Annotated in this window: 21 protein-coding genes; 10 read left to right on the plus strand and 11 right to left on the minus strand. The window is 74.9% G+C overall.

Annotated features, from left to right (window positions below; all coding sequences use genetic code 11):
• Position 1: 1 nt before the first annotated feature.
• Entirely contained in the window at positions 2-1,750 is a 1,749-nt protein-coding gene (locus ACFYQQ_RS02940; protein WP_356237803.1) for a protein phosphatase 2C domain-containing protein, read from the minus strand.
• 508 nt (positions 1,751-2,258) lie between these two features.
• On the opposite strand from ACFYQQ_RS02940, the gene ACFYQQ_RS02945 reads away from it, so the two are divergent.
• Both ACFYQQ_RS02945 and ACFYQQ_RS02950 read left to right on the plus strand, forming a co-directional pair.
• A complete protein-coding gene (locus ACFYQQ_RS02945) occupies positions 2,259-3,248 on the plus strand; it encodes a helix-turn-helix transcriptional regulator (protein ID WP_356166906.1) in 990 nt (329 codons plus the stop codon).
• Between the two features lie 36 nt (positions 3,249-3,284).
• On the plus strand, positions 3,285-3,767 hold the full coding sequence (locus ACFYQQ_RS02950) for a DUF456 domain-containing protein (protein WP_355793983.1): 483 nt from the start codon (positions 3,285-3,287) through the stop codon (positions 3,765-3,767).
• Between the two features lie 31 nt (positions 3,768-3,798).
• Here ACFYQQ_RS02950 and ACFYQQ_RS02955 read toward each other — a convergent pair whose 3' ends face one another.
• The gene (locus ACFYQQ_RS02955) at positions 3,799-5,259 is read right to left on the minus strand and encodes a GDSL-type esterase/lipase family protein (protein WP_388903097.1); all 1,461 of its coding nucleotides are present in this window, start codon (positions 5,257-5,259) and stop codon (positions 3,799-3,801) included.
• Between the two features lie 131 nt (positions 5,260-5,390).
• On the opposite strand from ACFYQQ_RS02955, the gene ACFYQQ_RS02960 reads away from it, so the two are divergent.
• Positions 5,391-5,759, plus strand: a complete 369-nt coding sequence (locus ACFYQQ_RS02960) for a PPOX class F420-dependent oxidoreductase (protein ID WP_355782906.1) — start codon at positions 5,391-5,393, stop codon at positions 5,757-5,759.
• A 22-nt stretch (positions 5,760-5,781) separates the two neighbouring features.
• Here the strand turns inward: ACFYQQ_RS02960 and ACFYQQ_RS02965 are convergent, their stop codons facing one another.
• The 5 genes from ACFYQQ_RS02965 to ACFYQQ_RS02985 form a co-directional block, all read right to left on the minus strand.
• Positions 5,782-6,282 (minus strand): methylated-DNA--[protein]-cysteine S-methyltransferase, encoded by a 501-nt coding sequence (locus ACFYQQ_RS02965; RefSeq protein ID WP_355782909.1) that lies wholly within the window; start codon positions 6,280-6,282, stop codon positions 5,782-5,784.
• Between the two features lie 2 nt (positions 6,283-6,284).
• A complete protein-coding gene (locus ACFYQQ_RS02970) occupies positions 6,285-7,733 on the minus strand; it encodes a bifunctional transcriptional activator/DNA repair enzyme AdaA (RefSeq protein WP_388903393.1) in 1,449 nt (482 codons plus the stop codon).
• A gap of 1,193 nt (positions 7,734-8,926) precedes the next feature.
• Positions 8,927-10,039 carry a ribosome small subunit-dependent GTPase A gene (rsgA, locus tag ACFYQQ_RS02975; protein WP_355794319.1) on the minus strand — a complete coding sequence of 371 codons (1,113 nt, stop codon included), beginning with the start codon at positions 10,037-10,039 and terminating at the stop codon, positions 8,927-8,929.
• Between the two features lie 262 nt (positions 10,040-10,301).
• On the minus strand, positions 10,302-11,789 hold the full coding sequence (locus ACFYQQ_RS02980; RefSeq protein WP_356237800.1) for a cellulose-binding domain-containing protein: 1,488 nt from the start codon (positions 11,787-11,789) through the stop codon (positions 10,302-10,304).
• Positions 11,790-11,992: 203 nt separating this feature from the next.
• The gene (locus tag ACFYQQ_RS02985; RefSeq protein WP_355793300.1) at positions 11,993-13,324 is read right to left on the minus strand and encodes a radical SAM protein; all 1,332 of its coding nucleotides are present in this window, start codon (positions 13,322-13,324) and stop codon (positions 11,993-11,995) included.
• 256 nt (positions 13,325-13,580) lie between these two features.
• On the opposite strand from ACFYQQ_RS02985, the gene ACFYQQ_RS02990 reads away from it, so the two are divergent.
• From ACFYQQ_RS02990 to ACFYQQ_RS03000, 3 genes are all read left to right on the plus strand, one after another.
• Positions 13,581-14,825: an FAD-binding protein gene (locus tag ACFYQQ_RS02990; RefSeq protein WP_388903103.1), complete on the plus strand. Its 1,245-nt coding sequence runs from the start codon at positions 13,581-13,583 to the stop codon at positions 14,823-14,825.
• 229 nt (positions 14,826-15,054) lie between these two features.
• Positions 15,055-16,329, plus strand: coding sequence for an ROK family protein (locus ACFYQQ_RS02995; protein WP_388903106.1), 1,275 nt, complete (start codon positions 15,055-15,057; stop codon positions 16,327-16,329).
• An 82-nt stretch (positions 16,330-16,411) separates the two neighbouring features.
• A complete protein-coding gene (locus ACFYQQ_RS03000) occupies positions 16,412-19,306 on the plus strand; it encodes a glycoside hydrolase family 2 TIM barrel-domain containing protein (RefSeq protein ID WP_388903109.1) in 2,895 nt (964 codons plus the stop codon).
• Between the two features lie 115 nt (positions 19,307-19,421).
• On the opposite strand, the gene ACFYQQ_RS03005 is transcribed toward ACFYQQ_RS03000, so the two are convergent.
• A complete protein-coding gene (locus tag ACFYQQ_RS03005) occupies positions 19,422-19,937 on the minus strand; it encodes a hypothetical protein (RefSeq protein WP_355795325.1) in 516 nt (171 codons plus the stop codon).
• Positions 19,934-21,634, minus strand: coding sequence for a PHP domain-containing protein (locus ACFYQQ_RS03010; RefSeq protein ID WP_356237797.1), 1,701 nt, complete (start codon positions 21,632-21,634; stop codon positions 19,934-19,936). Before ACFYQQ_RS03010 ends, ACFYQQ_RS03005 begins: the two co-directional genes overlap by 4 nt.
• A gap of 207 nt (positions 21,635-21,841) precedes the next feature.
• On the opposite strand from ACFYQQ_RS03010, the gene ACFYQQ_RS03015 reads away from it, so the two are divergent.
• Positions 21,842-22,426, plus strand: coding sequence for a TetR-like C-terminal domain-containing protein (locus tag ACFYQQ_RS03015; RefSeq protein WP_355795006.1), 585 nt, complete (start codon positions 21,842-21,844; stop codon positions 22,424-22,426).
• 85 nt (positions 22,427-22,511) lie between these two features.
• Here ACFYQQ_RS03015 and ACFYQQ_RS03020 read toward each other — a convergent pair whose 3' ends face one another.
• Entirely contained in the window at positions 22,512-23,279 is a 768-nt protein-coding gene (locus tag ACFYQQ_RS03020) for an isocitrate lyase/phosphoenolpyruvate mutase family protein (protein WP_356237795.1), read from the minus strand.
• Positions 23,276-23,689: a hypothetical protein gene (locus ACFYQQ_RS03025; protein ID WP_356166999.1), complete on the minus strand. Its 414-nt coding sequence runs from the start codon at positions 23,687-23,689 to the stop codon at positions 23,276-23,278. Before ACFYQQ_RS03025 ends, ACFYQQ_RS03020 begins: the two co-directional genes overlap by 4 nt.
• Before the next feature lie 397 nt (positions 23,690-24,086).
• Here ACFYQQ_RS03025 and mmuM point away from each other — a divergent pair, with 397 nt between their 5' ends.
• The 3 genes from mmuM to ACFYQQ_RS03040 all read left to right on the plus strand — a co-directional run bounded on the left by mmuM (position 24,087) and on the right by ACFYQQ_RS03040 (position 26,657).
• Positions 24,087-25,013, plus strand: a complete 927-nt coding sequence (gene mmuM / locus ACFYQQ_RS03030) for a homocysteine S-methyltransferase (protein WP_356237794.1) — start codon at positions 24,087-24,089, stop codon at positions 25,011-25,013.
• Positions 25,014-25,081: 68 nt separating this feature from the next.
• Positions 25,082-25,504 carry an ester cyclase gene (locus ACFYQQ_RS03035; RefSeq protein WP_356166934.1) on the plus strand — a complete coding sequence of 141 codons (423 nt, stop codon included), beginning with the start codon at positions 25,082-25,084 and terminating at the stop codon, positions 25,502-25,504.
• Between the two features lie 76 nt (positions 25,505-25,580).
• Complete coding sequence (locus ACFYQQ_RS03040) at positions 25,581-26,657, plus strand: helix-turn-helix transcriptional regulator (protein ID WP_356166937.1); 1,077 nt, start codon at positions 25,581-25,583, stop codon at positions 26,655-26,657.
• Positions 26,658-26,815: the final 158 nt, after the last annotated feature.

Genomic DNA, 26,815 nt, shown 5'->3' on the forward strand with positions numbered 1-26,815 from the left:
GTTACGCCTCCCAAACGGCGGCGGCCGTCCGGTCGTCGGCGTACCCCTTGACCCTGACCTGACTGTCCACGAGGAACGTCGCGAGCCCGGGCGGCTCGGGCGTGGACCAGCGTGTCGTCAGATGCGCGGCGAGCTCGGGTTCCCCGCGCAGCGGCTCCGCGAGGCCGTCCGTGCACAGCAGCAGCGTGTCACCCGGGCGGGCGACGGAGGCCCGGAAGCGGAAGGGGGCGCGGGGCGGCCGGGGCGCGGGCTCGTACGGGCTCGGGGGTGTCGTGATCCCGAGGTCCATGGTGAGCCGGTCGCCCTCCGGGGTCTCGTGGGGCGGCGAGCCGAACCCGACGACGGGCTCCCCTGCGGTCTCCGCCACCCGGGGCTCGATGTCCTGCCACTCGCCGTCCCGCAGCCGGAACAGACCGCCGGGGCCGACGCCGAAGAAGACGCGCGTACGGCATTCCGGGTCCGCGGGCAGCAGCAGGCACCGCAGGCTCGCGGTGTACTCCTCGGGCTCGACGCCCTGTTCCGCCGCGCTGGCCCGCAGCCTGCCGAGACTGCGGTCGGTGAGGCGGTGCAGGCCCGACTTCAGGTCGCCGCGCCGGCCGGCCCGGATGTCCTCGGCCAGCCGTGCCTGGCTGCGGCCGACCGCCCGGCCGATCCACCGGCACGCCTCAGCGGCCGCCCGGTGCGCGCCGGGGGTGGCCCGCGCGCCGGTCGCCATGGCCACGAGGACCAGGGCGTCCTCCCCCGTCCCGAAGCGGGCGGTCAGCAGGGCGTCCCGGCGCGGCTCGCCCCGGTACCGGGCGGAGTCCCCGCGCACCGAGACCGCCCGCAGGGTGCACGCCCCGTACTGGGCGCCCTCCAGCACCGTGTCCGCGACGAGGTCCGCCAGCGCGTCCGGGTCGGCGGGCGGCAGTGCCGTGGGTTCCGCGTCGTAGGTGGGCGGCCCGGATCCGACGTGGCCGACGGGGTCGGGCAGTCCCGGGCCCGCGGCCGGAGACCCGGACTCCGCGAGGGACGGCCAGGCCGACCCGGCGGACCGGCCGAGGGGCGCGAGGGTGGGCTCGTCGGGCGGCGCGGGTGCCGTCCCGCCGGGCTCCTCGACGGGCAGGTAACCCGCGGGAGGCGGCGGCACACCGACGGGCGGGGACCCGGCGGGCGGCCGGGGGCTCGCGGTCGGCGGCGGGGGGCCGACGGGAAGCGGAGGGGTCTTTGGCGGAGGACCTACGGGCGGTACGGCGGGCGAGGCCGGCGCGGGCTCGTCCTCGGCGGCCGGGCGGGGGCCGGTCGGCGGCGGATTCCCGGCCGCATCGGGCGACGCGCTCCAGGCCGCCCCGGCCGACGGGCGGACCCCGGCCGTTCCGCCCGGCGGGCGCCCTCCCCCGGTGCCGTCCGCCGGCGGAGTTCCGTCCGTCGCGGCGGGCGTCCGGTCTTCGGGGGCGCCGACCCTTGGTCCAGGTCCCCGGTCGCGTGGCCCGGGGCCCGGGTCGCGTGGCCCGGAGGTGGCGGACGGGGTTCCGGAGCCGCCGGTGCGCTGCTCCGGGACCGCGTGCGTCTCCCCGGGGCGGGGCGGGACCTCGTCGGCGTACGCACCCGGTGCCGGGTCGCCCCGCCCGACCGTGCCCGACGCCGACGCGAACCGGTCGTCGAGGGAGTCGGCCGCCGCCGCGGGACCCGTGTCTCCGGTGGAGTCGTCGTACAACTGCCCCCACCAGTCGTCCTCGTGACCGGTAGGACTCTCCCCCTGCTGGCTCATGCCCTTGATTGTCCACCGCGGGAGCCGGAAGAAAACGGTGCATCGGGAAAATCCGGCGGACGGAGATCGCCGGGCGGCGTGTCGGACGACGGAAGGGCGTCGGCTCGAACAGCCGTGCGTGATACCGCCGGGCGGTCCCACCCCCCACGGGAGAACCGCCCGGCGGCGCCGGAGTGACTCGGACCCACCGCACGTCGTGGGTCCGGTCACGGTCTGGACGACCGGGCCGCCGCGTATGTCGGTCCGTCCCGGTCCTGAGTGTGACCTGGTTCCCTGATGCTCCGCGGTGATGCGCGGTCACGTCCGTCGGGAACCGCCCCCGCCACGTCCGCGCAGGCCGGACGGTCCCAAGCCGGGCATTACGGGCGGTGGCTGGTGCCCCAGTGACGCAACCTTGTCAGAGAGACGGGTGGTGCGGCGATGATGTGGGAAGGCGGGTTTGCGCCGTGGCTGTTTTCCGCCACGGCCCGGCCGTCACGGATGATCCTTTGGGGAGGGACGTCTCCGCATGCTGGGAGCGATAGGTCTGGACGAGACGCACGAGTCGGCGTACCGGGCACTGGTGTCCGTGGGCGCCGCCGACGTGCCCGATCTCGCACGCCGGCTCATGCTCGGCGAGTACGACACGGAGCGCGCCCTGCGCCGTCTGGAGCGGCACGGACTGGCGGCGCAGTCGACGGCCCGCCCCGGGCGGTGGGTCGCGGCGCCGCCCGGTGTCGCGCTGGGCGCGCTGCTCACCCAGCGGCGGCACGAGCTGGAGAAGGCGGAGCTGGCGGCGGCGCTGCTCGCCGAGGAGTACCGGGCGCAGGCCGCCGAGCCCGCCGTGCACGACCTGGTCGAGGTGGTGATCGGCGCGGCGGCCGTCGCGCAGCGGTTCCTCCAGCTCCAGCTGGGCGCCAGTGAGGAGGTGTGCGCGCTGGTCACCGGGAACCCGGTGGTCGTGTCCGGGACGGAGAACGTCGCCGAGGAGCAGGCGGCCGGCCGCGGGGTGACCTACCGCGTGGTGGTGGAGCGGGCGGTCCTCGACCTGCCCGGCGGGATCACCGAGCTGTCCGCCGCCCTGGGCCGGGACGAGCAGGTCCGCGTCGCGGACACGGTGCCGACCAAACTCGTGATCGCCGACCGGACGCTCGCCATGGTGCCGCTGACCTCCCACACCGCCGAGCCCGCCGCCCTGGTCGTGCACGCGAGCGGACTGCTCGAACTGCTCTCGGGGCTCTTCGAGTCGGTGTGGCGGGAGGCGCTGCCGCTGCGCCTCGGCAGCACGGGCGTGGCCGAGCAGGAACCGGACGGCCCGGACAGCACGGACCTCGAGGTGCTGTCGCTGCTGCTGGCCGGGCTGACGGACGCGAGCGTCGCCAAGCAGCTGGACCTGGGCCTGCGGACCGTGCAGCGCCGGGTGAAGCGGCTGATGGAGCTGACCGGCGTGACGACCCGGCTCCAACTGGGCTGGCACGCGTACGAGCGGGCCTGGGTGGCCCGGGACCGACAGGACTGACCTGCGGGTTCACCCGTTCTCCTGCACCCTGGACAGATGGGAGTGTGGGAGCTCCTGCTGGTCGGGGTGGTGATCCTGCTCGGCCTGTTCGGAGTACTGGTGCCCGGCGTGCCGGGATCGTGGCTCGTCTGGGCCGCGGTGCTGTGGTGGGCACTGGAGGACCCCCGCAAGCTCTCCTGGAGCGTGCTGGTGGGCGCGACGGTGGCGCTGCTGCTGGCCCAGGCGGCGCGATGGGCGCTTCCCCCGCGCAGGCTGAGCGCGAGCGGCGCGACGCCCCGCATGGCGGCGTACGCCGGGTTCGGCGCGCTGCTCGGCTTCGTCGTGCTGCCGGTGCTGGGCGCGCTGCCCGGTTTCATGGGCGGGATCTATCTGTCGGAGCGGCTGCGTCTCGGGCGGCACGGGGAGGCGGTGGCGGCCCTGCGCACGGCGATGCGGTCAGGGGGCTGGAGCGTGCTGGCGGAGCTGTTCGCCTGCCTGCTGATCATGGGGGCGTGGGTCGCGGCGGTCCTCTGGGGCTGACCCGCCGCGGCCCACACCCGGGCGCGCGTCCTCAGCGGATGAGGGATGCCAGGTCGACCCGGTCGGCCAGGGCCCGCATACCGGCGTCGTTGAGGTGCAGGTGGTCGCCGGGGTCGTAGGCGGGGCGGATACGGGTCGGGCGGGCGGGGTCGCGGACGGCGGCGTCGAAGTCGGCCACGTCGTCGAAGATGCCGCCCGAGCGGACGAGGGAGTTGACCGCCCGGCGCGCGGCCTCGCGGGACGTCGTCCAGGCGCCGTGCCCGCCGTACGGGGTGAGGGTGGCGCCGATGACGCGGATGCCGTGCGCGTGGGCGCGGCGCACGATGCGGCGGTACGCGTCCTCGAAGGCGGCGGGGTCGAGTTGCTCCGGCGTGCCCTTGATGTCGTTGACGCCCTCCAGCACGATCAGCGCGCGCACCCCGGTGCGGGACAGGACGTCGGCGTCGAGCCGGGACAGGGCGTCCGGTCCGACGCCCGCGCGCAGGACGCGGTTGCCCGAGATCCCGGCGTTCAGGACGCCGAGCCGGCGGGCCGGCGGCAGGCCGCGCAGCCGCTCGGCGAGCCGGTCGGGCCACCGGTGGTTGGCCCCGTACGTGGACCCGGTGCCGTCGGTGAGGGAGTCGCCGAGGGCGACCACACTGCCCGCCGCGGGCGCGTCGAGCACGTCGACGCCGGTCACGTGGTACCAGTTCCCGAGCGTGACGGTGTAGGCGTCGCCGTGCTCGTCGCGGGTGTGGTCGCCGCGGCGGGCGAGGAAGTTGGTCTGGAGGGCGGAGCGGTGGTACGTCGCCGGGCCCGCGGCGTCCGGGGTGTGCACCGAGATCAACAGGTCGGCGCCGGCCGGCACGCGCAGCCGTACGGGGTCGCTGACCAGGTCCCAGCCGGCCGGGACGACCACGGACCGGGCGCCCGCGAAGGTCGCGGTCCGCAGCGAGCCCGGGACGGCGTCCGGGCTCGCGGGGGCGCCGGGCCGGTGCAGCGCGACGGTCAGGGAGCCGAGGCGAAGCGGCGCGGTGCCGAGCCGGTTGGAGATCCGGACCCGGACCGCGCTGCCGCCGACGCTCGTGTGGACGACGTTGCGGACGGAGGCGCCGGGCAGCCCCGGCACGGTCCCGGAGGGGGCCGCCTCCCAGGTGCCGGTCCAGTCCTCGTCGGGGGGACGCAGTACGCCGGACGTCAGGGCCTCGGTGACGGAGGGGACGGGCGGCAGCGGATCGGCGCCCGAGGCGCGGTAGCCGGGGGCGCCGAGGGCACCGGGCGCGGGGGCGCCGACGGCGGGGACCGGAGCGTGGACGGTCGGGCCGGCGTCGTGGCCCGGGACGACGTACGCGGCGCCCCGGTTCGCGGCCGGGCGCTCGACGGCGTCGCGCACGGGGGCGCCGGCCGGCCGGGCGGGCCCGGAGCCGGTGGCGGCTCCTGCCGTCGGCGGGGCGAACGCCAGCGCCGTCACCAGGGCGGTCAGGAGGTACCTGGCCTTGATCACTCGGGTCATGGGCCCATGGGTTCCCAGGCATCGGCCGGTCCCAACACTCCGTCACACCCCTGGCCGCAGAGGCCGGTTCCGCGGGCGGCTCAGGGCCGTCGGCCGGTGTGCGGCGGGCGCGGGGGTGCTTGGCTGCTGCCATGACCGAATTCAGCGAGGCGGAACGCGCCTACCTCAGATCGCAGCGGCTGGGCCGGCTGGCCACCGTCGACGCCCACGGACAGCCGCAGGCGAACCCGGTCGGCTTCTTCCCGCAGGACGACGGGACGATCCTGATCGGCGGGTACGCGATGGGGACGACCAAGAAGTGGCGCAACCTGCAACGGAACCCGAAGGTGGCGCTCGTCGTCGACGACATCGTGAGCCTGGACCCCTGGCGGGTGCGCGGCGTCGACATCCGCGGCGAGGCCGAACTCCTCACCGGCCCGCATGACTTGGGCCCGCACTTCAGCGAGGAGCTGATCCGCGTCCACCCGAGGCGCATCCACAGCTGGGGCCTGGAGGACTAGGCCGTGTCCGCCCCTTCCACCTCTACGGGGTGAGCACTCCTTCGAGGGTGAGGAGCCGCTGCTTGCGGTCGAGGCCGCCCGCGTAACCGGTCAGCGAGCCGTCCGCGCCGATCACCCGGTGGCAGGGGCGCACGATCAGCAGGGGGTTGGCGCCGATCGCGCCCCCGATCGCGCGGACGGCGGCGCGCGGGGCGCCGATCCGCGCGGCGATGGCACCGTACGTGGTCGTCTCGCCGTACGGCACGGAGTCGACGGCGGCCCACACCCGTTCCCGGAACTCGGTCCCGGCGGCCCTGAACTCCAGGGTGAAACGGTCGAGTTCACCGGCGAAGTAGGCGGCGAGCTGCTCCTCGGCGGCCCGGAAGAGCGCGGGCGTGTGCCGCCACTCCGGCCGGCGTTCACAGCCGCCCTTCTGGCCCGGTACGGACAGGGAGGTCAGGGCGCCCGAGTCGTCGGCGGTGAGGAGCAGCGGGCCGACCGGGCTGTCCACGGTGGTGCAGTGCGTGACGGTGTGCGAGGACATGATCAGTGGGTTTCCCGTTCCGAGTCGGTGGCGCCGTCGTGGGCGCCGTCCGCGTCGTCTGCTGCGAGCGCGGCGTCGAGGTGGTGGAGGGCGTAGGCGCGCCAGGGGCGCCAGGTGTCCGGGACGTCGTCGTCCGGTGGCGCGGCGTCCGGGTCGCCGAGGGCGCGGTTGCGGATGACCGCGACGGTGCGGGGGTCCATGCCGGGCAGGGCGAGGAGCGCGTGCTGCGCGTCGTCCCGGTCGGCGCCCGCGTCGAGCCGCAGGGTGCCGTCGGCGAGGGCGGCGGCCAGCGCGCCGAGCGTGCCGTCCGGCTCCGCCTGCGCGAGGACGCCGGCTTCGGGGAAGAGGTGGGTGAGCGTGCCGCAGGGGGCGTCCAGCGTCTTGCCGTACCGCTGCACGAGCCGCTCGGCCTCCGCCCGGCCGACGAGCGCGCGCACGGCCAGCTCGTCCGGGTCGGCGGTGCCGGGCGACCGCAGGCCCGGGCGGGCGGCGACCAGGGGTGCGAGGCGGGGATCGGCGGCGAGCCGTTCGTCCACCGCGTACGGATCGGCGTCGAGGTCGAACAGCAGCCGCAGCCGCTGTACGGCGGTGGTGAGGTCACGCAGGTCGGTGAGGTGCAGCAGGGCGTCCAGCCAGCCGCCGGGGTGGGCGGGCGCGGGGCGTGCCGGGCCGCCCGGGCGTTCGGCCACGGCGACGATTCCGGTGCCGTACGGCAGGCGCAGGGTCCGCCGGTAGGTGCGGCGCGCCCGGGTGCCGGTGACCTCCTCGACGCCCGGGACCGCCTCGCGGGCGAGGACGTCGAAGAGGGCGGTCGACTGGTACGGGCCCCGGTGGGCGAGTCGCAGCGGGATCCCCGCGGAGGGGGTCGCGGCACGGCGCCCGGCGGAGCCGCGCCGGGCCGACGCCGCGCGCAGCTCGCTCGGCGTGGACGCGTAGACGGCGCGGACCGTGTCGTTGAACTGGCGCACGCTCGCGAACCCGGCGGCGAACGCGATCTCGGTGATCGGCAGGCCGGTCGTCTGGAGCAGCACCCGCGCGGTGTGGGCGCGCTGGGCGCGGGCGAGTGCGACGGGTCCCGCCCCGAGTTCGGCTGTGAGCTGGCGCTGCACCTGGCGGGCGCTGTACCCGAGCCGCACCGCGAGCCCGGCGACGCCCTCCCGGTCGACGACGCCGTCGCCGATCATGCGCATGGCCCGGCCCACTACGTCGGCGCGTACGTTCCAGTCGGCCGAGCCCGGTACCGCGTCCGGGCGGCAGCGGCGGCAGGCCCGGAAGCCCGAGCCCTGTGCCGCTGCGGCCGTCGGGTAGTACCGGACGTTCTCCCGCCTCGGCGTCACCGCCGGGCAGCTGGGCCGGCAGTAGATCCCGGTCGTCTGGACGGCGAAGAAGAACTCCCCGTCGAAACGGGCATCGCGGCTGCGCACCGCCTCGTACCTGGTCTCTTCATCGATCACACCGTCCAGTCTCCGTCACCACGACACCGGCCGCTGGCGGAAATCGGACACGGCGCTGAGCCGACACGGCGCGGGGTCGCACGTGCGGGGCCCGAGCCGTTCCCCAGGGCGCCCAGGCGGTACGGCGACTCGACGGCGCCGGGATCCGGGCGGCACGACGACTCGACCACGCCGGGTCCGAGGCCGTACGGCGACTCGACCACGCCCAGTCCGGGGCCGTACGGCGACTCGACCAGGCGGGGCCCGGGACGGCACGGCACGGCACGGCGAGTCGGCCAGGCCGGTCCCGGGCGGCACGGCGAGTCGACCACGCCGGCTCCGAGGCGGTACGGCGACTCGACCACGCCCGGTCCGGGGCCGTACGGCGACTCGACCGCGCCAACTCCGAGGCCGTACGGCGACTCGACCACGCCGGACCTGGGACTCGATCCCGCCAAGGTCTGCGCGGCCCACACTCCGATGGGCGTACGACCCACGGCTCGGGCCGATGTCCGGCACCCGCGGGGTCGGGACACCCGGCGTCGCCGGGTCAGGGCCCTCGGTGCCTGGGCCTGCCGCCTCCCCGGCGACCTGGGCGAGGCCGGGGGGACGGAGGACGCTGTCCACCCGGCCCAACCAGCCCTCGGTGGCTAGGGCGCGCTGTCCCGGTCCGCCGAGCCGCCGTAGCGCGGCCGCGCAACGACACGACGGCCGGCGCGGAACCCCGCGCCGGCCGTCAAAGTCCGCCTCGGCGGGCGGTGTTGGCCCGGGTCGGCCGGAGCGTGAGCAGGCTTCAGTCCGCCGTCGGCCCGGCACGAGCCGGAGTTCGGCCGCTTGACGTCGGCGTACAGCCCGGCGTCAGCCGGGCACCCTGGTCGAGCGCCAGCCCCACATCGGCCCTGGCGTCAGCCGGACCCCAGCCCCGCATCCGCCTCGGCCTGAGCTGGACGCCGCCCCAGCGAGAGCCCACGTCGGCCCCGAGACAGGCCCCGGCGGGAGCCGGACCTCACCCTCGGCCTGAGCCGGACGCCCGCCCACGGGTCGGCCCCGGCCTGAGCTGGACGCCCCCATCGGGAGCCCACGTCGGCCCTGAGGTAGACCCCCGGCGCTAGCCGAGCCCCAGCCCCCGGCGACGGCCGGACGCCCGCCCATGGGTCGGCGTCGGCCTGAGCCGGCGTCGGCCCCCGAGTCGGGCTGGGCGTCAGGCCAGGTCAGGCCCAGTGGCCGCGCTTGGCCGCCACCGCGGCGCGTCCCTCCGCCATCTTCCGCCTCCAGTCGCGGCGGATCTCGGCCCGGACCCGGGCGTCCGTCTTGGCGACGATGCGCTGGTTCTCGCGCAGGAGCTTGCGGTAGCTGTCGAGGCGGCGTTCCGGGAGGACGCCGTCCTCGACGGCGGCGAGAACCGCGCAGCCGGGCTCCGCGACATGCGCGCAGTCGTGGAAGCGGCAGTCGGCGGCCAGTTCCTCGATCTCGGCGAAGACCTGGCCGACCCCGGTCCCGGCGTCCCAGAGGCCGACGCCCCGCAGACCGGGGGTGTCGATGAGGACGCCGCCGCCGGGCAGGACGAGGAGGTTGCGGGTCGTCGTGGTGTGACGGCCCTTGCCGTCCACGTCGCGGATGGCCCGTACGTCCATCACGTCCTCACCGAGCAGCGCGTTGGCGAGGGTGGACTTGCCCGCGCCGGACTGCCCGAGCAGCACCGAGGTGCCGCCCGACAGGACGGCCGCGAGGACGTCGATGCCCTCCCCGGCGCTGGAGCTGACGGGCAGCACCGGCACCCCGGGTGCCGTCGTCTCCACGTCCTGGACGAGATGCCCGAGCGTGGCGGGGTCGGGCACGAGGTCGGCCTTGGTCAGGACGACGAGCGGCTGGGCGCCGGACTCCCAGGCGAGCGCGAGGAAGCGCTCGACGCGGCCCAGGTCGAGTTCCAGGGCGAGGGACACGGCGACGACGGCGTGGTCGACGTTGGCCGCGAGGATCTGGCCCTCGGAGCGCTTGGAGGAGGTGGAGCGGACGAAGGCGGTACGGCGGGGCAGGTACGTACGCACGTAGCGCGGGTTGCCGGTGGGTTCGACGGCGACCCAGTCGCCGGTGCACACCACACGCAACGGATCGTGCGGCGTCACGAACGCGGTGTCGGCGCGCATGACCCCGTCGGCGGTGACCACGTCGCACTGACCGCGGTCGACTCGGATCACCCGCCCGGCGAGCAGCCCCTCGGCGTCGTGGGGGGCGAACTCGCGCGCCCATTCCTCGTCCCAGCCGTAGGGGGCGAGAGGGTGCGCGGAAAGAGCGGAAAGGGAGGTGGAAGCGGAGGAAGACAAGGGAGACCCTTCGAGGGGCGGCCCCGGCACGCGCGCTCAGGCGCTGAGAAGTGAGAAGGAGGTCAGCCGGCGGCCACGGAGGTGGACTTGATGGACTTCTGGATGCGGGCAGCGCCCGTCGCAGTGACAGCCATCGGTCAACACCTCCTGGTTTCCGCTCGGTCGGGCCCCCGGCGGCGTGCGCCGCGGGGGAACGAGGTACACCCTAGGCCGGGCCCTCGGGCGGACGCCACCGATTATTCGGGGCGTGCCGAAACCCGGTTCAGGAGACCGTCGTGCAGCCGTGCCCGTTCAGGGTGAAGTCGTGCGCGGGCCCGTTGCCGCCGTGCCAGGAGGCGATGAAGCCGACACCGAAGGTGCCGCCGGCGCGGACGGACTTGTTGTAGTCGGCGGCGGTGGCGGTGACGCGGGAGCCGCTCTGGACGTAGTCGCCGTCCCACATCTGGCTGACCCGCTGGCCGTCGCCGAAGGTCCACGCGACGCGCCAGGTGTCGAGGGCCTTGCTGGAGGTGACGGTGACGGCGCCCTGGAAACCGTCGGGCCACTCGTCGACGACCTCGTAGCGCACCCGGCAGGTCGCCGTCGGGCGCTTCGTGGACCGTGTGGGGCTCGGGGTGCGGTCGGGCGTGGAGGAGCCGCCCTGGATGCCGGGGCCGGGATCGGGGGCGGAGCGGGTCCGGGAGCGGGACGGCCGGGGTGAGGCCGTCGAGCCGGCCGTGGTGGTGGCGGTGGCGGAGGCGGAGGGGAAGGACGGTCCGGGGTCCGCGACGGGCCGCCGGTCTCCGGCCTCGTCGCGCACGGAGGTGCTGCCCTCGGAGCCGTCGAAGGGCATCAGCGAGACCGCGAGGGCCAGCGCGGACACCAGGACGGCGGTGACGAGCGTGCCGGTGCGGCCGATCCGGGGCGCGGCCTCCTCGCCCTCGGCGAACCCGGTGTCCGTGGCGGCGTCGGCGCGTCCGCCGACCAGACCGGCCTCCGCGGCCCGGCGCCGGCGCTCCAGGTAGGCGAGGCCGCCCCAGCCGATGACCCCGCCCGCCAGGGCGGCGGGCAGTCCGCCGCCGTGCAGGCGCAGGCAGGCGGCGGCCTCCGCGCACTCCACGCACCGCGCGAGGTGGCGGGAGAGGTCCTCGGGCGTCTCGGCGCCGGGCGAGCGGGTGACCGCGTCGAGGAGCCGTGCGAAGGCGCGGCAGCGCGCGTCCATGGGTGTGTCGAGGTGGGCGCGGTGGCAGCGGTCCCGGAACAGCGCCCGTACCTGGGCCAGTTCGGCGGCCGCGGTGGCGGGGTCGAGGCCGAGGCGCCGGGCCACGACCGGCAGCGGCAGCGCCTCGACCTCGGCGAGCCACAGCAGCGCGGCGTCCGGTTCCTGGAGGTCCCGCAGTCCGCGCAGCGCGAGCGGGCGGCTCAGCGGAGGCCCGGTGTAGCGGGCGGCCTTCCCGGAGGTGAGCCACAGCCGCAGGTCGGGGTCGAGGCGGTGACCGCTGCCGGCGGCCTCCCAGGCGGCGGCGGTGGTGCGGACCGAGGTCAGCAGCAGCGGGATCCGGGGCAGCCGCGACACCCGGCGCCCGCTCCCCTTCGCCCCGCCGTCGTCGTCACGCGCCTGGCGTATGCCGTGCGTGAACGCCTCGGTGGCCAGCTGCGTCGCCGAGGCGGATCCGGACGTGCACAGATCGGCGTACGACAGGACCGCGTCCCAGCACTCCGAGAACCACGCGGCCTCGGTGGCGTTCCGGGGGGTCGGCAGGTCGGGCAATGGGGACTCCTGCGTCAAGTGCATCCACGACGTCAACTCGCTGCCGCTACTGGGGAGTTGGCCACTGGGGTTGGCCATCGGCTCACGAGAGGCCCCGACCTTTTCACGGTTCCCGCACAACTGACAAGGAGCATATCCATCTGCGCGCGGGACGTACGGCGACCCGGAAGAACGGGCCGCCGTACTCGTGGAAGGGGCGCGGGTTACCGGGCGGAGGGCTCGGTCGCCGGTTCGCGCGCCGGAAGGCTGTCCATGAACGAGCTCACCGAGAAGACGGCCTGGCCGGGGCCGGGCGGGCCGTAGCCGGGGGGCGAGGAGAGGCCGAAGTCCTCCATCGTGGAGCGGTAGGCCTCCAGCAGGCGGATGTGGTACTCCAGCGGGGCGCCCTGCGGGTTGGCCTTGCCGAGCGGGGTCGTCGGCTCCGGGCACCAGGTGGTGAACCGGGGTGTGATGCCGTGCGACATGAAGAAGCGCAGCCCCTCAGTGGTGGAGGCGATGGCCTCGTCGACCGTGGTGAAGCCGAAGGGCTCGGCCATCTCCACGCCCGCCACGAAGTTGGGGATGACGTTGCGCGCGCCGAAGATCTCCGCCGAGTCGAGGATGCGCTTGTGCCACTCGTCGCGGCCGACGTAGCGCTCCTTGCCGGGGCAGTACAGCTCGAACAGGCGGCGGTCCCACACCTCGTAGTTGGGGTGGTAGATCTGCACGCCGTAGTCCTTGAAGCGCTGCACGTCGTCGCGCGGGAGGGCCTGGGCGACGACCTTGCCGATCCAGCGGCCGGGGAAGCGCTCCTCGATGGCCTTGGCGTAGTGGCCGTAGAAGTCGGCCTCGTCGCGCCCGGCGACCGTCTTGGTGATCGCGCCGCCGGTGAGCGTGTAGGCGGTGGAGGTCTTCGCGGTGTCGTACCGGTCGATGATCTCCAGCGCCTCCAGGACCTCCTCGACGTCCTTCACGCCCGTGTAGGGGCGGCCCGCCGCCTTGTGCTGTCGCCAGTTGTGGTTGATGTCGCAGTACTGGCACTCCTCCTTGGCGCCGAAGTACTGGCAGACCCGGAAGACGGTGAGGTAGATCAGGTAGCCCCACTGGATGGTGGGGGCGACCTCCATCACGGACTTGCCGTTGGAGAGCTTGTGCCGGTAGTAGTCCGGCATCGGCGGGACACCGACGTCGGAGATCCGCTTCCCGTCCAGGTAGAGGCCGAGCATGCCCTCCTCGTCGGCCGCGACGCGGTACGGGGAGGCGGGGTTCACGCGGACCGAGACGACCGTGCGCCGCAGGTCGTACGGGCCGCCGGTGAGGATGATCTCCTCCGGCGGGCGGCGCAGCGCGGCCTCGCCCAGTTCGGGCAGGGTGCCGTGGTCGAAGGAGAAGATGAAGTACGACTTCGGCTTGACGTCGCCGTCCTCGTTGTCCGAGAGGGCCGAGTCGTCGAAGGCGACGCCCCCGCGGAGCAGGTCCTCCTTGAAGACGGCTTCCCGTGGCACGTGCGGGAACCGTTCCATCAGATCCTCGACCAGCGCGGTGCGGCTGCCCATCCCGTTCTCCTCGCTCCCGGCGTTCGTGCTCGACTCCTCACGGTATGCCCCTGCCTGCGGTGCGGGCGTGCCGGGTCCCCCCGAGAGGCGCGAGCCGCGCCGACGGACCGTACGGGGTGCTCCGGGCCGCCGCCCTCGCGCACCGGGGCGTACGGTCTTGATCACGAGGAGTCCGTGAACTGGGATTCACTCGTACGCGGCACGTCGTCACGGCGGGTGCACGGCCGACAGGGACTTCCCGGGGAGGACGCCACACATGACCGAGATCCTGACCAACTGGGCGGGCAACATCACGTACTCCGCGAAGGAGCTGCACCGGCCCGAGTCGCTCGACGCGCTCGCGGCGCTGGTGGCCGCCGGCGCGCGGGTGCGGGTGCTGGGCAGCGGGCACTCGTTCAACACGATCGCCGAGCCGGGCGACGGCGGCGTGCTCCTCTCGCTGACGGCGCTGCCGCCGGCGGTGGACGTCGACACCGGCGCCCGTACGGTCCGGGTCGCGGGCGGTGTCCGGTACGCCGAGCTGGCGCGGCGGGTGCACGAGCGGGGGTTCGCGCTGCCCAACATGGCCTCGCTCCCCCACATCTCCGTGGCGGGCTCGGTGGCGACCGGCACCCACGGCTCGGGGGTGGCGAACGGCTCGCTCGCCTCGGTCGTGCGCGAGGTGGAGCTGGTCACCGCGGACGGCTCGGCCGTGACGATCGCGCGCGGCGACGAGCGCTTCGACGGCGCGGTGACCTCGCTCGGCGCACTCGGCGTGGTCACCGCCCTCACGCTCGACCTGGAGCCGGACTTCGAGGTGAGCCAGCACGTCTTCACCGAACTCCCGCTGGCGGGGCTCGACTTCGAGGCGGTGGCGGCGTCGGCGTACAGCGTCAGCCTGTTCACGGACTGGGGTGCGCCGGGCTTCCGGCAGGTGTGGCTCAAGCGGCGCACGGACCGGCCGGCCGCCGACTTCCCGTGGGCCGCCCCGGCCACGGCGGCGATGCACCCGGTACCGGGCATGCCCGCGGTGAACTGCACCGAGCAGTTCGGTGTCCCGGGCCCCTGGCACGAGCGGCTTCCGCACTTCCGCGCCGAGTTCACCCCGAGCAGCGGCGCCGAGCTGCAGTCCGAGTACCTGCTGCCGCGCGAGCACGCGCTCGGCGCGCTGCACGCCGTGGACGCGATCCGGGACACGGTCTCGTCCGTGCTCAAGATCTGCGAGGTGCGGACCGTCGCCGCGGACCGGCAGTGGCTGAGTCCCGCGTACGGGCGGGACACCGTGGCGCTGCACTTCACCTGGATCGCGGACACGGCGGCCGTGCTGCCCGTGGTGCGGCGGGTGGAGGAGGCGCTCGACCCCTTCGGTCCCCGGCCGCACTGGGGCAAGGTGTACGCGATGCCGTCCGCCGTGGTGCGGGGACGCTACCCGCGCCTGGCCGACTTCGCGGCACTCGCCGCCGAGCTGGACCCGGCGGGCAAGTTCCGCAACGCGTTCGTCGACGAGGTCCTCGGCGACTGACTCCGGAGGGCTGGGGGCGCCCGGAGGCTGACTCCCGACACCCGGCTCCGGGAGGTGTCCGGCCGCCGGCTGGGACCGGTCTCTCGGAGCCCGCCGGGCACCACTCCCGCCCCTTCTTCCAGCCCCTTTCCTAACCCCTTGTAGAAAGTCCGTGCCGGACCGTAGCCTGACGAGGCGCGCGGGGGCCGAGGCCCCGTCATGGTCCGTCCGGGGCGAGGGGGCACGTCCGGTGAAGCGCACGTCCCGCGACATCCGCACCGCCCACCGCTACGAGGTGCTGCGCCAGATCATCGCGGCCTCCCCGACGTCCCGGCAGGAACTGGCGGCGGCGACCGGGCTGAGCCTCGCCACCGTCGCGACGCTGGTCGGGGAGCTGCTCGGGCTGGGCATGCTGACCGAGGTCGGCTTCGAGGACTCCGCGGGCGGCCGGCCGCGCGGCCTGGTGGCCGTGGACGCCGCGGGCGGCGCGCTGATCGGCGTCGACATCGCCGAGACGTACGTGCGCGCGGAGCTTTTCGACCTCTCGCTGGCCGTCCTCGCCCGCGCCGAGGCGGACATGCGGCCCGGCGAGACCCGCCCAGACCAGGTGGCGGGCCGGGTCGCCGAGACCGTCGCCGCCGTGGTCGCGCGGGCCGGGGTGGCGGACGCCCGTGTCCTGGGGGTGGGCGTCAGCGTCCCCGGGCAGGTCGACCGCGAGCGCGGCGTCTGCCAGTACGCGGCGAACTGGGACTGGCACGACGTACCGCTGCTCGACCTGCTCGCCGGGCACATCACGTATCCGCTGCACCTGGACAACCCGCTGCGCGCCTGCGCGGTGGCCGAGCTCTGGTTCGGCGCGGCCCGCGGTCGCGGCGACGCCGTGGTCGTGAACCTGGGCACGGGAGTCGGCGCGGGGCTCGTGCTCGGCGGAGGCGTGCACCGCGGGGTCAGCAACAGCGCCGGCGAGTGGGGGCACACCACGCTCGTGCTGGACGGGCGGCTGTGCCACTGCGGCGGCCGGGGCTGCGTGGAGACGTACGTCGGGGCGCCCGGCATCATGCTGAACCTGCGGGAGCTGAGCCCCGGCAGCCCGTTGCTGCACCCCGGGGACCAGACCGCGACGATCGACGCGCTGGCCCGTGGCGTCGCCGCGGGGGACCCCCTGGCGCTCAAGGTGGTCGCCGACACCGCCCGCTATCTCGGCGCTGCTGTCTCCGACCTGGTGAACCTCCTGAATCCGGAGGTGATCGTGCTCAGCAGCTGGGTCGCGGCGGCGCTCGGCGAGCCGCTGCTGCGCGAGGTGCGGGCGGTGGTGGGGCGGCACGCGCTGAAGCGGCCGCTGGCCGCCACGGAGATCGTCCTGTCCCCCGTCCCCACCGACCCGGTGTGCCTCGGCGCGGCCACGTTCGCGCTGGAGGGCGCCCTGTCGGCCGTGGGCCGGCGCCCCGCACCCACCGGGACCGCCGCCCCGCGCGCCGGCACCCCGTCCGCCCCCGCCGGGACCCGCACCGCGCCACCCGCGTGACCCGCCGGCCGCCTCCCCACGGAAGGGCGCCCGGCACCCGCACGACGACCGCACCCCTGGGCCGATCCGATCTAGGAGACCGATGTCGTTCCGCACCTCCCCCACAGGCCGATCCCAGTCCGCCACCGACTACGTCGAGGACATCTCCCCCGGCGCCGGAGCACTCCCCCCGCGCGCCTGGTACGCGTCCTCGGACGCCGACTCCCTTTCCCTGAACGGTAGTTGGCGCTTCCGGCTGTCCCCGGCGGCCGACACCGAGGACGAGTCGTTCGCCGCGGACGGCTACGACAGCGGGGACTGGGCGGAGGTGTCCGTCCCCGGCCACTGGGTCCTCCAGGGCGACGGGGCCTTCGGCGCGCCGATCTACACCAACCACCGCTACCCCTTCCCGGTGGACCCGCCGCGGGTGCCCGACGAGAACCCGACCGGGGACCACCTGCGGTACTTCGACCTGCCCGGCGGGTGGCCCGCGGAGGGCGGCGGCGTGCTGCGCTTCGACGGGGTGGAGTCCTGCGCCCGGGTCTGGCTGAACGGCACCGACATCGGCGAGTTCAAGGGCTCGCGGCTGCCCCACGAGTTCGCGGTCGGCCACCTGCTCAGGCCGCGGGGCAACGTGCTCGCGGTCCGGGTCCACCAGTGGTCCTCGGGTTCGTACCTGGAGGACCAGGACCAGTGGTGGCTGCCCGGCATCTTCCGGGACGTCACCCTGCTGCACCGTCCGCCGGGCGGCGTGCTCGACTTCTTCGTGCACGCCTCGTACGACCACGTGGGCGGCGAGGGCACGCTTCGGGTCGACTCCGACGTCGACGGCCGGGTCACCGTGCCCGAGCTGGGCGTCGACGTCGCCACCGGCGAGTCCGTGACCGTGCCGGTCGCGCCGTGGACCGCCGAGACCCCGCGACTGTACGACGGCGTGCTGGCGACGGAGGGCGAGCGCGTCCCCCTGCGGATCGGCTTCCGCACGGTCGCCCTGCGCGACGGGCTGATCGAGGTGAACGGCCGCCCGCTGCTGTTCAGGGGCGTCAACCGGCACGAGTGGCACCCGGAGACCGGGCGCGCCCTGGACCGGGAGACCATGCGCGCGGACGTGCTGCTCATGAAGCGGCACAACGTCAACGCCGTGCGGACCTCGCACTACCCGCCACACCCCGCCTTCCTGGACCTGTGCGACGAGTACGGCCTGTGGGTGATCGACGAGTGCGACCTGGAGACCCACGGCTTCACCGAGCAGGCGTGGCGCGACAACCCGGTGGACGACGACCGGTGGACCCCGGCACTGCTGGACCGGGCGGCCCGCATGGTCGAGCGCGACAAGAACCACCCCTCGGTGGTCCTCTGGTCGCTCGGCAACGAGGCGGGCACCGGACGCGGGCTGACCGCCATGGCCGAGTGGATCCGCGGCCGGGACGGCTCGCGGCTCCTCCACTACGAGGGCGACCACGACTGCCGTGACACGGACGTGTACACGCGGATGTACGCCCCGCACGCCGAGGTCGAGCGCATCGGGCGGGGCCTGGACGGCGGCTCCCGGCGGCGGCGGTCGCTGCCGTTCGTCCTGTGCGAGTACGGGCACGCGATGGGCAACGGTCCCGGCGGACTCGCCGACTACCAGCGGTTGTTCGAGTCCCACGCGCGCCTCCAGGGCGGCTTCGTCTGGGAGTGGATCGACCACGGCGTCAGGGACGAGCGGTACGGCTTCGCGTACGGCGGCGACTTCGGGGAGGAGCTGCACGACGGGAACTTCGTCTGCGACGGACTGCTCTTCCCGGACCGCACGCCGTCGCCGGGACTGGTGGAGTACAAGAAGGTGATCGAGCCGGTCCGGATCACGGGAGACGCGGCGCACGGCACGCTCCGGATCACCAACCGGTACGACTTCGCGGATCTGTCCCCGCTGGCCTTCGCGTGGTCGTTCCAGGTGGACGGCGAGACCGTCGGGACGGGCACCCTCCCCGTGCCCGCTCTCGCACCCGGCGAGACGGCGGACGTGAAGCTGCCGGAGCCGCCCGCCGACGGGGGCGGCGCCGAGACCGGCTGGACGGTGCGGGCGGTACTTGCCGAAGAGGCCGCGTGGGCGCCCGAGGGGCATCCGGTCGCGTGGGCCCACCTGCCGCTGATCGGACGGGTCCCGGGCCGGGTGGCCGCGTCCGCCGCGCCGGTGCGGGGCGGACGCACGATCGGCTTGGGCCCCGCCTCCTTCGACGCGCGCACCGGCGCCCCGCTCACGATCGGCGGGACCGCTGTGACCGGGCTGCGCCTGGACGTCTGGCGCGCGCCGACCGACAACGACGAGGGCGCGCCCTGGCAGCCGGACCAGCGCCTCGGGCCGCGGTGGCGGAGGCTCGGCCTGCACCGGATGCGGCACCGCGTCGACGCGGTCGAGGCGTCCGGCGACGCGCTGACCGTACGGACCCGGGTGGCGCCCGCCGGAGGGGAGATCGGCCTGCGCACGGTGTACCGGTGGACGTCCGACGGGACCCTGCTGCGGCTGACGGTGTCCGTGGCGCCCGAGGGCGACTGGCCGGTGCCGTTGCCGCGGCTCGGGATCCGGTTCGGGCTGCCCGCGTCCGCGGACCGGGTGCGATGGTTCGGCGGTGGCCCCGGCGAGGGCTATCCCGACACCCGGGCGGCCTCACTGCCGGGCCGCTGGGAGGCGTCGGTGGACGCGCTCCAGACGCCGTACGTCCGCCCGCAGGAGAACGGGGCGCGGGCCGGGGTGCGGTGGGCGGAGCTCGGCGGGCTGCGGGTCGAGGGCGACCCGGAGTTCTGGTTCACCGCCCGGCGCTGGACGACCGAGCAGCTCGACGCGGCGGACCACCTGACGGACCTGGTGCCCGGGGACACGGTCTGGGTGAACCTGGACCACGGCCAGCAGGGCATCGGCTCGCAGTCGTGCGGTCCCGGCGCCCTGCCGCGGTACCGGCTCGACGCGGCACCGGCGGAGTTCTCGTTCGTCTTCTCGCAGCCGCGGGACTGATGTGTCTTCCCGGAGACGCGGGACTGACCCGAGGGGCCCCGGACCGGCCGGCCGGGCACGCACACGTACCCGGCGGGGGGGTGCGGACCCCGAAGCCGCCTCCGCGAGAGGTACGTCAGTGGTCCGCGCAGCACGGGGTCGGGTCCGGGACCTCGAAGGGGACGAGGGTGCCGCCGGCGGCGGGCATCGCGGCCAGGACGAGTTCGCCCCCGCGCCACTCGGGGCGTACGTGGTCCCGGGTGACGAGCCGCCGGTCCGGCGGGGGCGGCCCGGGTTCGCCCAGTACGGCGACACGGACGATCGCGGAGGCCGACAGGACCTCCGCGACCGTCACGGTGCCGGTGAGCCGCGCGACGCCGGGGTACAGCACCGCGCGGCCCACCGCGTCGGGCGCCCCCGGCGACACCTCGTACCCCCGGTCCGCGAGGCGCTGCCGGACGGTGCTCAGCAGTGACCGCGAGGGGGCGGAGAGGGAGAGGGCGACCCGGGGGCGGTCGCCCCGCACCAGGTGGGTGCAGCCGAACCAGCGCTCGTCGAGGGCCAGTTCGTCCGCCAGGGCGCGCAGCCGGTGATCCGCCGCACGCAGGTCGCCCGTCCCCGCGTCCACCGTCAGGGTGTGGGGTCCGCTCACGAGGGCAGGACCCACACCGGGTTGGAGTAGAACCACAGGTCGCGCCACGGGTCGGCGTCGCCGACGACGTCGACGGCCGGGCCGGCCGGGTCGACCGCGGCGCCCATCAGACCGGTCGCCGAGCGGTTGCCGTCCGTGCCGCGGAACCGGACGTAGAGCGGACGGTCGACGGCGCCGAGGGAGTACGTCAGCCGGACCGTGCCGGAGGACTTGCCGACCTCGTACGACCGGACGACCTTCGCCGTGGGGGCGGTGAACGTGTCCTTGTCCTTCGCGGCGCCCGTGACGTCACCGAGGATGACGTCGACCCGGTCCAACTCCGGTACGAAGCCAGCCCAGTTGGGGCCGCCGGCCAGGGCGACGTCGATCGTGACGGTGACCTTCGTGCCCTTCTTGACGTGCAGCGCGCCGCCGAGGGTGGCCCACCGGCCGCCGCCCGACACCCGCGCGTCGAGGCCCGCGATCAGCCCGCCGTGGTCGACCCAGATCCGTCCGGCGCGAATGCCGTCCATGACGGCGGCGTACGAGAAGCCGTCGGCGCCGACGTGGGTGCGGCTGTACTGGCCGGGCCAGTAGTCGCCCTGCGTCAGGTCGACCTTGCCGCCGTAGACGGGGTCCGTGTGCCTGCCGTTGGCGGTGAAGTCGCTGTCCGGTCCGCCGCGCACGGCGGTGTCCGTGTAGACCTGGTGCGAGTCTGAGTTGGCGGTGATCCACCAGGGCTTGCCCTCGGCGAGCAGGCTGTCCCAGAGGCCGCCGACGGTCGCTGTCATCCAGTCGAAGCCGCCCCAGGTGCGGTAGCTCTCCAGCGGGTAGCCGGCGAAGGAGTTGGCGCTCGGGCTGTTGTCGTAGATGCCGCGGGCGCGGCCCATGCCGAGGGGGGCGGCGATACCGGCGGCCTGGTGGCCGGGCGCGCCCTCGAAGCCGATCGCGATCTGGCGGCCCGAGCCGGTCGCGTCACGCCAGCCGCGGATCTCGTGCGGGGAGTCGACACCGCGCCGCGCCGGGTGGTTGGCGAGCATCAGGGCGTCCTTGACCTTGCGCCGCTGCACCTGCTCCGCGAGGAAGTTGAGGCCCGCGACGGCCAGCGCCTCGTTGGCGGGCGTGGAGTCGGAGGCACCCTTGACGCTGCCGTCGTAGGAGGTCTCGAACTGCTTGAGGACGGAGACCTCGTTCCTGCCGGGGTGGACGAAGACCGTGCCGTGCTCGGCGGCCGGGATGTTCCACTCCAGGCCCTGGAAGACCAGGGTGTCCTGGTGGGCGGCCCTGGCCTCCTTGATGTCGGGGTTGACCTTCTCGACGCCGATCTTGGCGTGCGTCTCGCTGCCGTGGTCGGTGATGACCATCCAGTCGAGCCCGTGCCGGGCGCCCTGGCGGACCTGGTCACCGACGCGGTACTTGCCGTCGCTGCTGTACTGCGTGTGGATGTGGTGGTCGCCGGAGAGCCAGAGGAACCCGTTGTTCCTGCGTCTGCCCTCGGAGGCGTACGCGGGCGCCGTGGCGCCCTGGGCGAGCACGCTGCCCGCGGCGAGGCCCGCGCCCAGCAGACCGGCGCGCCGCAGCAGGGAGCGGCGCGAGCGCTGCTCGGGGGTCAGCGCCTCGTCCGGCACGGAGGTGTCGAAGGCCGCCGGCAGCGGTTCCGCCGTGTGCTCGTGCGGGTGCGGGTGATGGTGGTGCCCGTGTCCGTGTGCGTGCCCCATGTCGGCCTCCTGAGTCCGGCGGCGCCGGACGGCCGCGCGACAAGGAGGATCGACGGAAAACATGAACGTTCAACGGCCGCCGCGTGAGCTGCGGACGACCTGGGAACGGCGGGTCCCCGCCGGCCCTTCCGGATGTCGGTTCCTGTGTATATTAGGCTTTTGCCTAGGAAACCTAGGTTCGGATGCGCGCGGAGGTGGTGGGCGGACATGGCCCGTGCCGGACTCACGGTCGACCGGCTCGTGGCGGCCGCGGCCGATCTCGCGGACGAGGTCGGCTTCGACAACGTCACCGTCTCCGCGCTGGCACGCCGCTTCGGCGTCAAGGACGCCAGCCTGTACTCCCACGTCAAAAGCCTGGCGGAGCTGCGCACCCGGGTCGCCCTGCTGGCCGGCGAGGAGATGATCGAGCGCATCGCCGACGCGGTGGCCGGGCGGGCCGGGAAGGACGCGCTGGCCGCGTTCGCCGGGGCCTACCGGGAGTTCGCCCTGACGCGGCCCGGACGGTACGCCGCCACGCAGATCCGCATCGACCAGGCACTCGTCACCGACTCCCGCGGCCTGCGCCGGACCGCCGAGATCACCTACGGCATGCTCCGTGCCTACGGCCTCGACGAGCCCGATCTGACCGACGCGGTACGGCTGTTGCGCAGTTCCTTCCACGGCTTCTGCGGCATCGAGGCCGCCGGCGGCTTCGGCGCGCCCCGTGACGTGCAGACGTCCTGGGACCGGGCCGTCGACGCCCTGCACGTCCTGCTCCTCCACTGGCCCGCGGAGGGAGCGGGCGACGCGTGAGACCTCACGAGTTCCCTGGCGGGCACCTCGGAGCGGTGGCCGGGACGCTCAGGGGTGCCCCGCCCGCGCTGCCGCCCCGTACCCGTCAGTCGCCGGGGGCACGCGCACCCAGCGCTTCGACCTGCGCGTACGTGGGCGCCGCACCCCGCGGTGGCCGTCCCGCCCGGATGTCCGCGGCGGTCTCCGCGGCGGCGCCCAGCGCCCGGCGGTACAGCAGGGAGCCGAGGCTGACCCTGCGGACGCCGAGGTCGCCCAGCCGGTCGACGCCCGGGCCGAGCGGCGACCAGAGGATGTTGAGCGGCACGTCGAGGCCGCGCACCAGCTCGGCGATGCGTGCCGGGTCGCCGACGCCGGGCACGAACACCCCGTCCGCGCCCGCCCGTTGATAGACGTCCAGGCGACGGCAGGTCTCGGCGTGACCGCCGTCGCCGAGCCAGTACGTGTCCGTGCGGGCGTTCACGAAGAGGTCCGGCACGGCCGCCTTGACCGCTGCGATCTTCGCGGCGTGCAGCCGGGCGGGAGCGAGGGCGTCCTCCAGGTTGATGCCGACGGCCCCCGCGCCGGCCAGCCGCACGGCGAGTGCGGCCACCTCGTCGGGGTCCGGGCCGAAGCCGTCCCCGGCGTCGACGGAGAGCAGGAAGGGCTCCGTGCCGAGGCGCCGGGCCAGCCGCTCCGTCGGCTCGCGCAGGGCCGCGGAGCCGTCCGGCAGCCCGCTCGCCGCGGCGACGCCGAGGCTCGTGGTGCCGATCGCGGCGAACCCCTGGGCGGCGAGGGCGGCGGCCGACGCGTGGTCCCAGGCGTTGGGCAGCAGCAGGGGCGTGTCGCCGTGGTGGAGGTCCCGGAAGGCGGTCACGCGAGCCGGCCCACCGCGTCGGCGTAGTACACCGACTCCGTGAGGTGCGCGGCGAGTTCACGGAAGGACCAGCCCTCGCCCGGGGAGTCGTCGAGCTGCCGTTCCGTCAGCGCGTCCAGGCGGTTCGCCCAGATCCCGGCGAGTCTGGTCAGCCGGCTGCGGGCCTCGTCGAGGTCCTCGGCCGTGAACGGGGCGAGGTCCGCCGGGGTCGTCGTCGCCGAGGCGTGCCAGTGGTCCGGCAGCGGGTCCTCGCCGGCGAGCCTGGCCTCCAACTCGGCCAGGTGGTCCACGAGATGGTCGGCGACCCGGCGGATCGCCTTGTGCGGGGTGTGGACGCGGCCGTCGGCGTGGACGGGCGTGCCGTCCCAGGCGGTCCAGGTGGCCGCCAGCGCGAGGACGTGGTCGACCATCGCGACCAGGTCGTGTCCGCGAAGCCCCGTCGTCCGCCCGGAGGGCGGGTTCCGCGGCGTCTGGTGCGTGCTCTCGCCGTGGCGGGCGGAGTCCCTCGTACTGGGCGTACTCGGGGCTTCGCCCGGTGCGGCGAGAGTGCGTGCCAGGCGTCGCGGAACAGACGGGAGTTCGCGGACACGACCCAGGGCCCCGGCGGGATCGCCGCCGGCGGTCCGCTCCCCCGGGCTCGTGCCCGACGCCGTCCCCTGCCGGGCCTCGTCCTGCCGCGTCTCCTGCGGGTGCTCGTTCATGAGGGAGACGCTAGGGCGCCGACGGTTCGGTGCCCGCCGAAGCGTCGCGCGCCGGTGGCGCCCCCGCGGACACCGGGCACGACCGCGTATCGGCTAGCGTCGGGCCATGACCAGCGACACCTCCCGCAGCCTCCCCGACGCCCTCGCCGCCGGCACGGTCGTCCTGGACGGCGGCCTGTCCAACCAGCTCGCGTCGGCCGGGCACGACCTGAGCGACGAGCTGTGGTCGGCACGGCTGCTCGCCGACCGGCCGGAGGCGCTCACCGAGGCGCATCTCGCCTATTTCGAGGCAGGCGCGGACGTGGCGATCACCGCCAGCTACCAGGCCACCTTCGAGGGCTTCGCCGAGCGCGGTGTCTCCCCCGGCCGGGCCGCGGAACTCATCGCGCTCAGCGTCGAACTGGCCCGCGAGGCGGCCCGGCAGGCGCACGCGGGCGGGGCCGACCGGCCGCTGTGGGTGGCCGCGTCGGTGGGGCCGTACGGGGCGATGCTGGCGGACGGTTCCGAGTACCGGGGCCGGTACGGGCTCACCGTGTCCGAGCTGGAGCGCTTCCACCGCCCGCGCCTGGAGGTGCTGGCCGCCGCCGCCCCCGACGTACTGGCCCTGGAGACCGTGCCGGACGCCGACGAGGCCGAGGCGCTGCTGCGGGCGGTGCGCGGACTGGGCGTACCCGCGTGGCTGTCGTATTCGGTGGACGGTGACCGCACCCGGGCCGGGCAGCCGCTGGAGGAGGCCTTCGCCCTGGCCGCCGACGCGGACGAGATCGTCGCGGTGGGCGTCAACTGCTGCGCCCCGGCGGACGTCGGCGGGGCGGTGGAGACGGCCGCGCGGGTCACCGGCAAGCCGGTGGTGGTCTACCCGAACAGCGGCGAGACCTGGGACGCGGACCGGCGCGCCTGGGACGGCCGCGCCACGTTCACCTCCGCCGAGGTCACGGGCTGGCGCCGGTCGGGGGCCCGGCTGATCGGGGGCTGCTGCCGGGTGGGCCCGGACGCCGTCGCCGGGATCGCGCGGGCGCTGCGGGCGGGGTGATCCATCGCCTCCCGATACCCCAGGTTTCTGGGGTACCCGGGGCGTGCCCGCGGTCGAAGACTTGAGACATGGACATCATCGAGCAGAACAAGAAGACCGTTACCGACTTCATCGAGGCGCTGTTCACCAAGGGGGACCTCGGCGCCGTCGACGTCTGGCTCGCCGAGGACTTCGTCGATCACGACCCGCCGTTCGGCGGCCCGGCCGACCGGGAGGGGATGCGCGCGGCGGGCGCGATGTTCCGCGCCGCGTTCCCCGACTGGCACAGCGACACCGGGCTCCTGATCGGCGAGGGCGATCTGGTGGTCGAGCAGTTCACCGCCAGTGGCACGCAGCGGGGCGAGATACTCGGGGTGGCTCCCACCGGGCGGACGCTGAGCCTCCCCGGCATCAACATCTTCCGGCTCCGGGACGGCCGCGTCGTGGAGCGCTGGGGCCGCCTCGACGAACTGGGCCTGCTGCGCGGGCTCGGTCTCGTCCGGGCGCCCTGAGCGGGTGCGCGCGGCCCGCCGGAGCCCCGGCGCCCGTCCGGTGCGCACGGCGGGCACGGGGAGTAGCGTCGTACACATGGTCGCGACTGCGACGGCACGCCGGGCCGAGGTCCTGATCGACCGGTGCCACGCGGGCCTGGACGTCACGAGTCTGCGCACGGAGGCGCTGCGCCGGATCCGGCGTCTGGTGTCCGTGGACGCGGCCTTCTTCGCGACCGTCGACCCCGCGACGCTGCTGTTCACCTCGGCGGTCGCCGAGGAACCCCTGGCCGAGGCGCGGACGCTGTTCCTGGACAACGAGTTCGGCCGGTCCGACGTCAACAAGTTCGCGGCGCTCGCGGGGGCCGCCGACCCGGTCGGCTCGCTGGACCGCGCCACCCTCGGCGAGCGGTCCGCCAGCGCCCGCTACCGCGAGATCATGGCGCCGCTCGGACTCGGCGACGAGCTGCGCGCGGCGCTCATCAGCGGCACCGGCTGCTGGGGCGTGCTGTGCCTGCACCGGGAGGACGCCTCCGCCGGCTTCGACTCCCGTGACCTGGCCCTGGTCCGGCGCCTCGCACCGCACCTGGCGGAGGGCCTGCGCCGGGCCGTGACCGTCGAGTCCACCGCGGCCGGCGCCCCGGCTCCGGCGGCCCCGGGCATCATCGTGCTCGACGCCGGCCTGACCGTCGTGTCCATGAACCCGGAGGCGCACGCCTGGCTGGCGGAGACCGAGGACGCGGGGCGTGCGGGCCCCGGCGGACTGCCGCTGGCCGTGCAGGCGGCGGCCGCCCGGCTGAGCACCCTGGAGGAGGCCGCCCCCGCGCTGCCGGCCTCGGCCACCGTGCGGCTGCGCGGCCGGTCGGGACGGTGGTTCACGCTGCACGCGACCCGCCTGCACGGGCCGAGCGAACCCCAGATCGGCATCGTGATCGAACCGGCCTCCCCCGCCGAGACCGGCTCGCTGCTGCTGAGCGCGTACGGCCTCACCGAGGCGCAGACCCGCGTCGCCGCCCTGGTCGTCCGGGGATGCTCCACCCGCCAGATCGTGCGGGAGCTGCACATCTCCGCCAACACCGTGCAGGAGCACCTGACGGCGGTCTTCGACCGGGTCGGCGTACGCAGTCGCCGTGAACTCGTCGCGACGGTGCTCGCGGACCGCGGCCGCTCCTGACCGGCGGCCGGCATCCGTACGGGGCACCTCTCTCGGACAGGGACTGGTTCCCGCCCGGGGACCAGGGACTGGTTCCCGCCCGGGGACCAGGGACTGGTTCCCGCCCGGGGACCAGGGACTGGTTCCCGCCCGGGGACCAGGGACTGGTTCCCGCCCGG

Source organism: Streptomyces sp. NPDC005496, from assembly GCF_042872045.1.
Lineage (GTDB): Bacteria > Actinomycetota > Actinomycetes > Streptomycetales > Streptomycetaceae > Streptomyces.

Bases quoted from the DNA above. Each gene is read 5' to 3' on its own strand.
- ACFYQQ_RS02950 (WP_355793983.1), top strand. From the start codon at position 3,285: ATGGGAGTGTGGGAGCTCCTGCTGGTCGGGGTGGTGATCCTGCTCGGC.
- ACFYQQ_RS02945 (WP_356166906.1), top strand. From the start codon at position 2,259: ATGCTGGGAGCGATAGGTCTGGACGAGACGCACGAGTCGGCGTACCGG.
- ACFYQQ_RS02955 (WP_388903097.1), bottom strand. From the start codon at position 5,259: ATGACCCGAGTGATCAAGGCCAGGTACCTCCTGACCGCCCTGGTGACG.
- ACFYQQ_RS03025 (WP_356166999.1), bottom strand. From the start codon at position 23,689: ATGGTCGACCACGTCCTCGCGCTGGCGGCCACCTGGACCGCCTGGGAC.
- ACFYQQ_RS02990 (WP_388903103.1), top strand. From the start codon at position 13,581: ATGACCGAGATCCTGACCAACTGGGCGGGCAACATCACGTACTCCGCG.
- ACFYQQ_RS02985 (WP_355793300.1), bottom strand. From the start codon at position 13,324: ATGGGCAGCCGCACCGCGCTGGTCGAGGATCTGATGGAACGGTTCCCG.
- ACFYQQ_RS03015 (WP_355795006.1), top strand. From the start codon at position 21,842: ATGGCCCGTGCCGGACTCACGGTCGACCGGCTCGTGGCGGCCGCGGCC.
- ACFYQQ_RS03035 (WP_356166934.1), top strand. From the start codon at position 25,082: ATGGACATCATCGAGCAGAACAAGAAGACCGTTACCGACTTCATCGAG.
- mmuM (WP_356237794.1), top strand. From the start codon at position 24,087: ATGACCAGCGACACCTCCCGCAGCCTCCCCGACGCCCTCGCCGCCGGC.
- ACFYQQ_RS03040 (WP_356166937.1), top strand. From the start codon at position 25,581: ATGGTCGCGACTGCGACGGCACGCCGGGCCGAGGTCCTGATCGACCGG.
- ACFYQQ_RS02940 (WP_356237803.1), bottom strand. From the start codon at position 1,750: ATGAGCCAGCAGGGGGAGAGTCCTACCGGTCACGAGGACGACTGGTGG.
- ACFYQQ_RS02965 (WP_355782909.1), bottom strand. From the start codon at position 6,282: ATGTCCTCGCACACCGTCACGCACTGCACCACCGTGGACAGCCCGGTC.
- ACFYQQ_RS03000 (WP_388903109.1), top strand. From the start codon at position 16,412: ATGTCGTTCCGCACCTCCCCCACAGGCCGATCCCAGTCCGCCACCGAC.
- ACFYQQ_RS03010 (WP_356237797.1), bottom strand. From the start codon at position 21,634: ATGGGGCACGCACACGGACACGGGCACCACCATCACCCGCACCCGCAC.
- ACFYQQ_RS02960 (WP_355782906.1), top strand. From the start codon at position 5,391: ATGACCGAATTCAGCGAGGCGGAACGCGCCTACCTCAGATCGCAGCGG.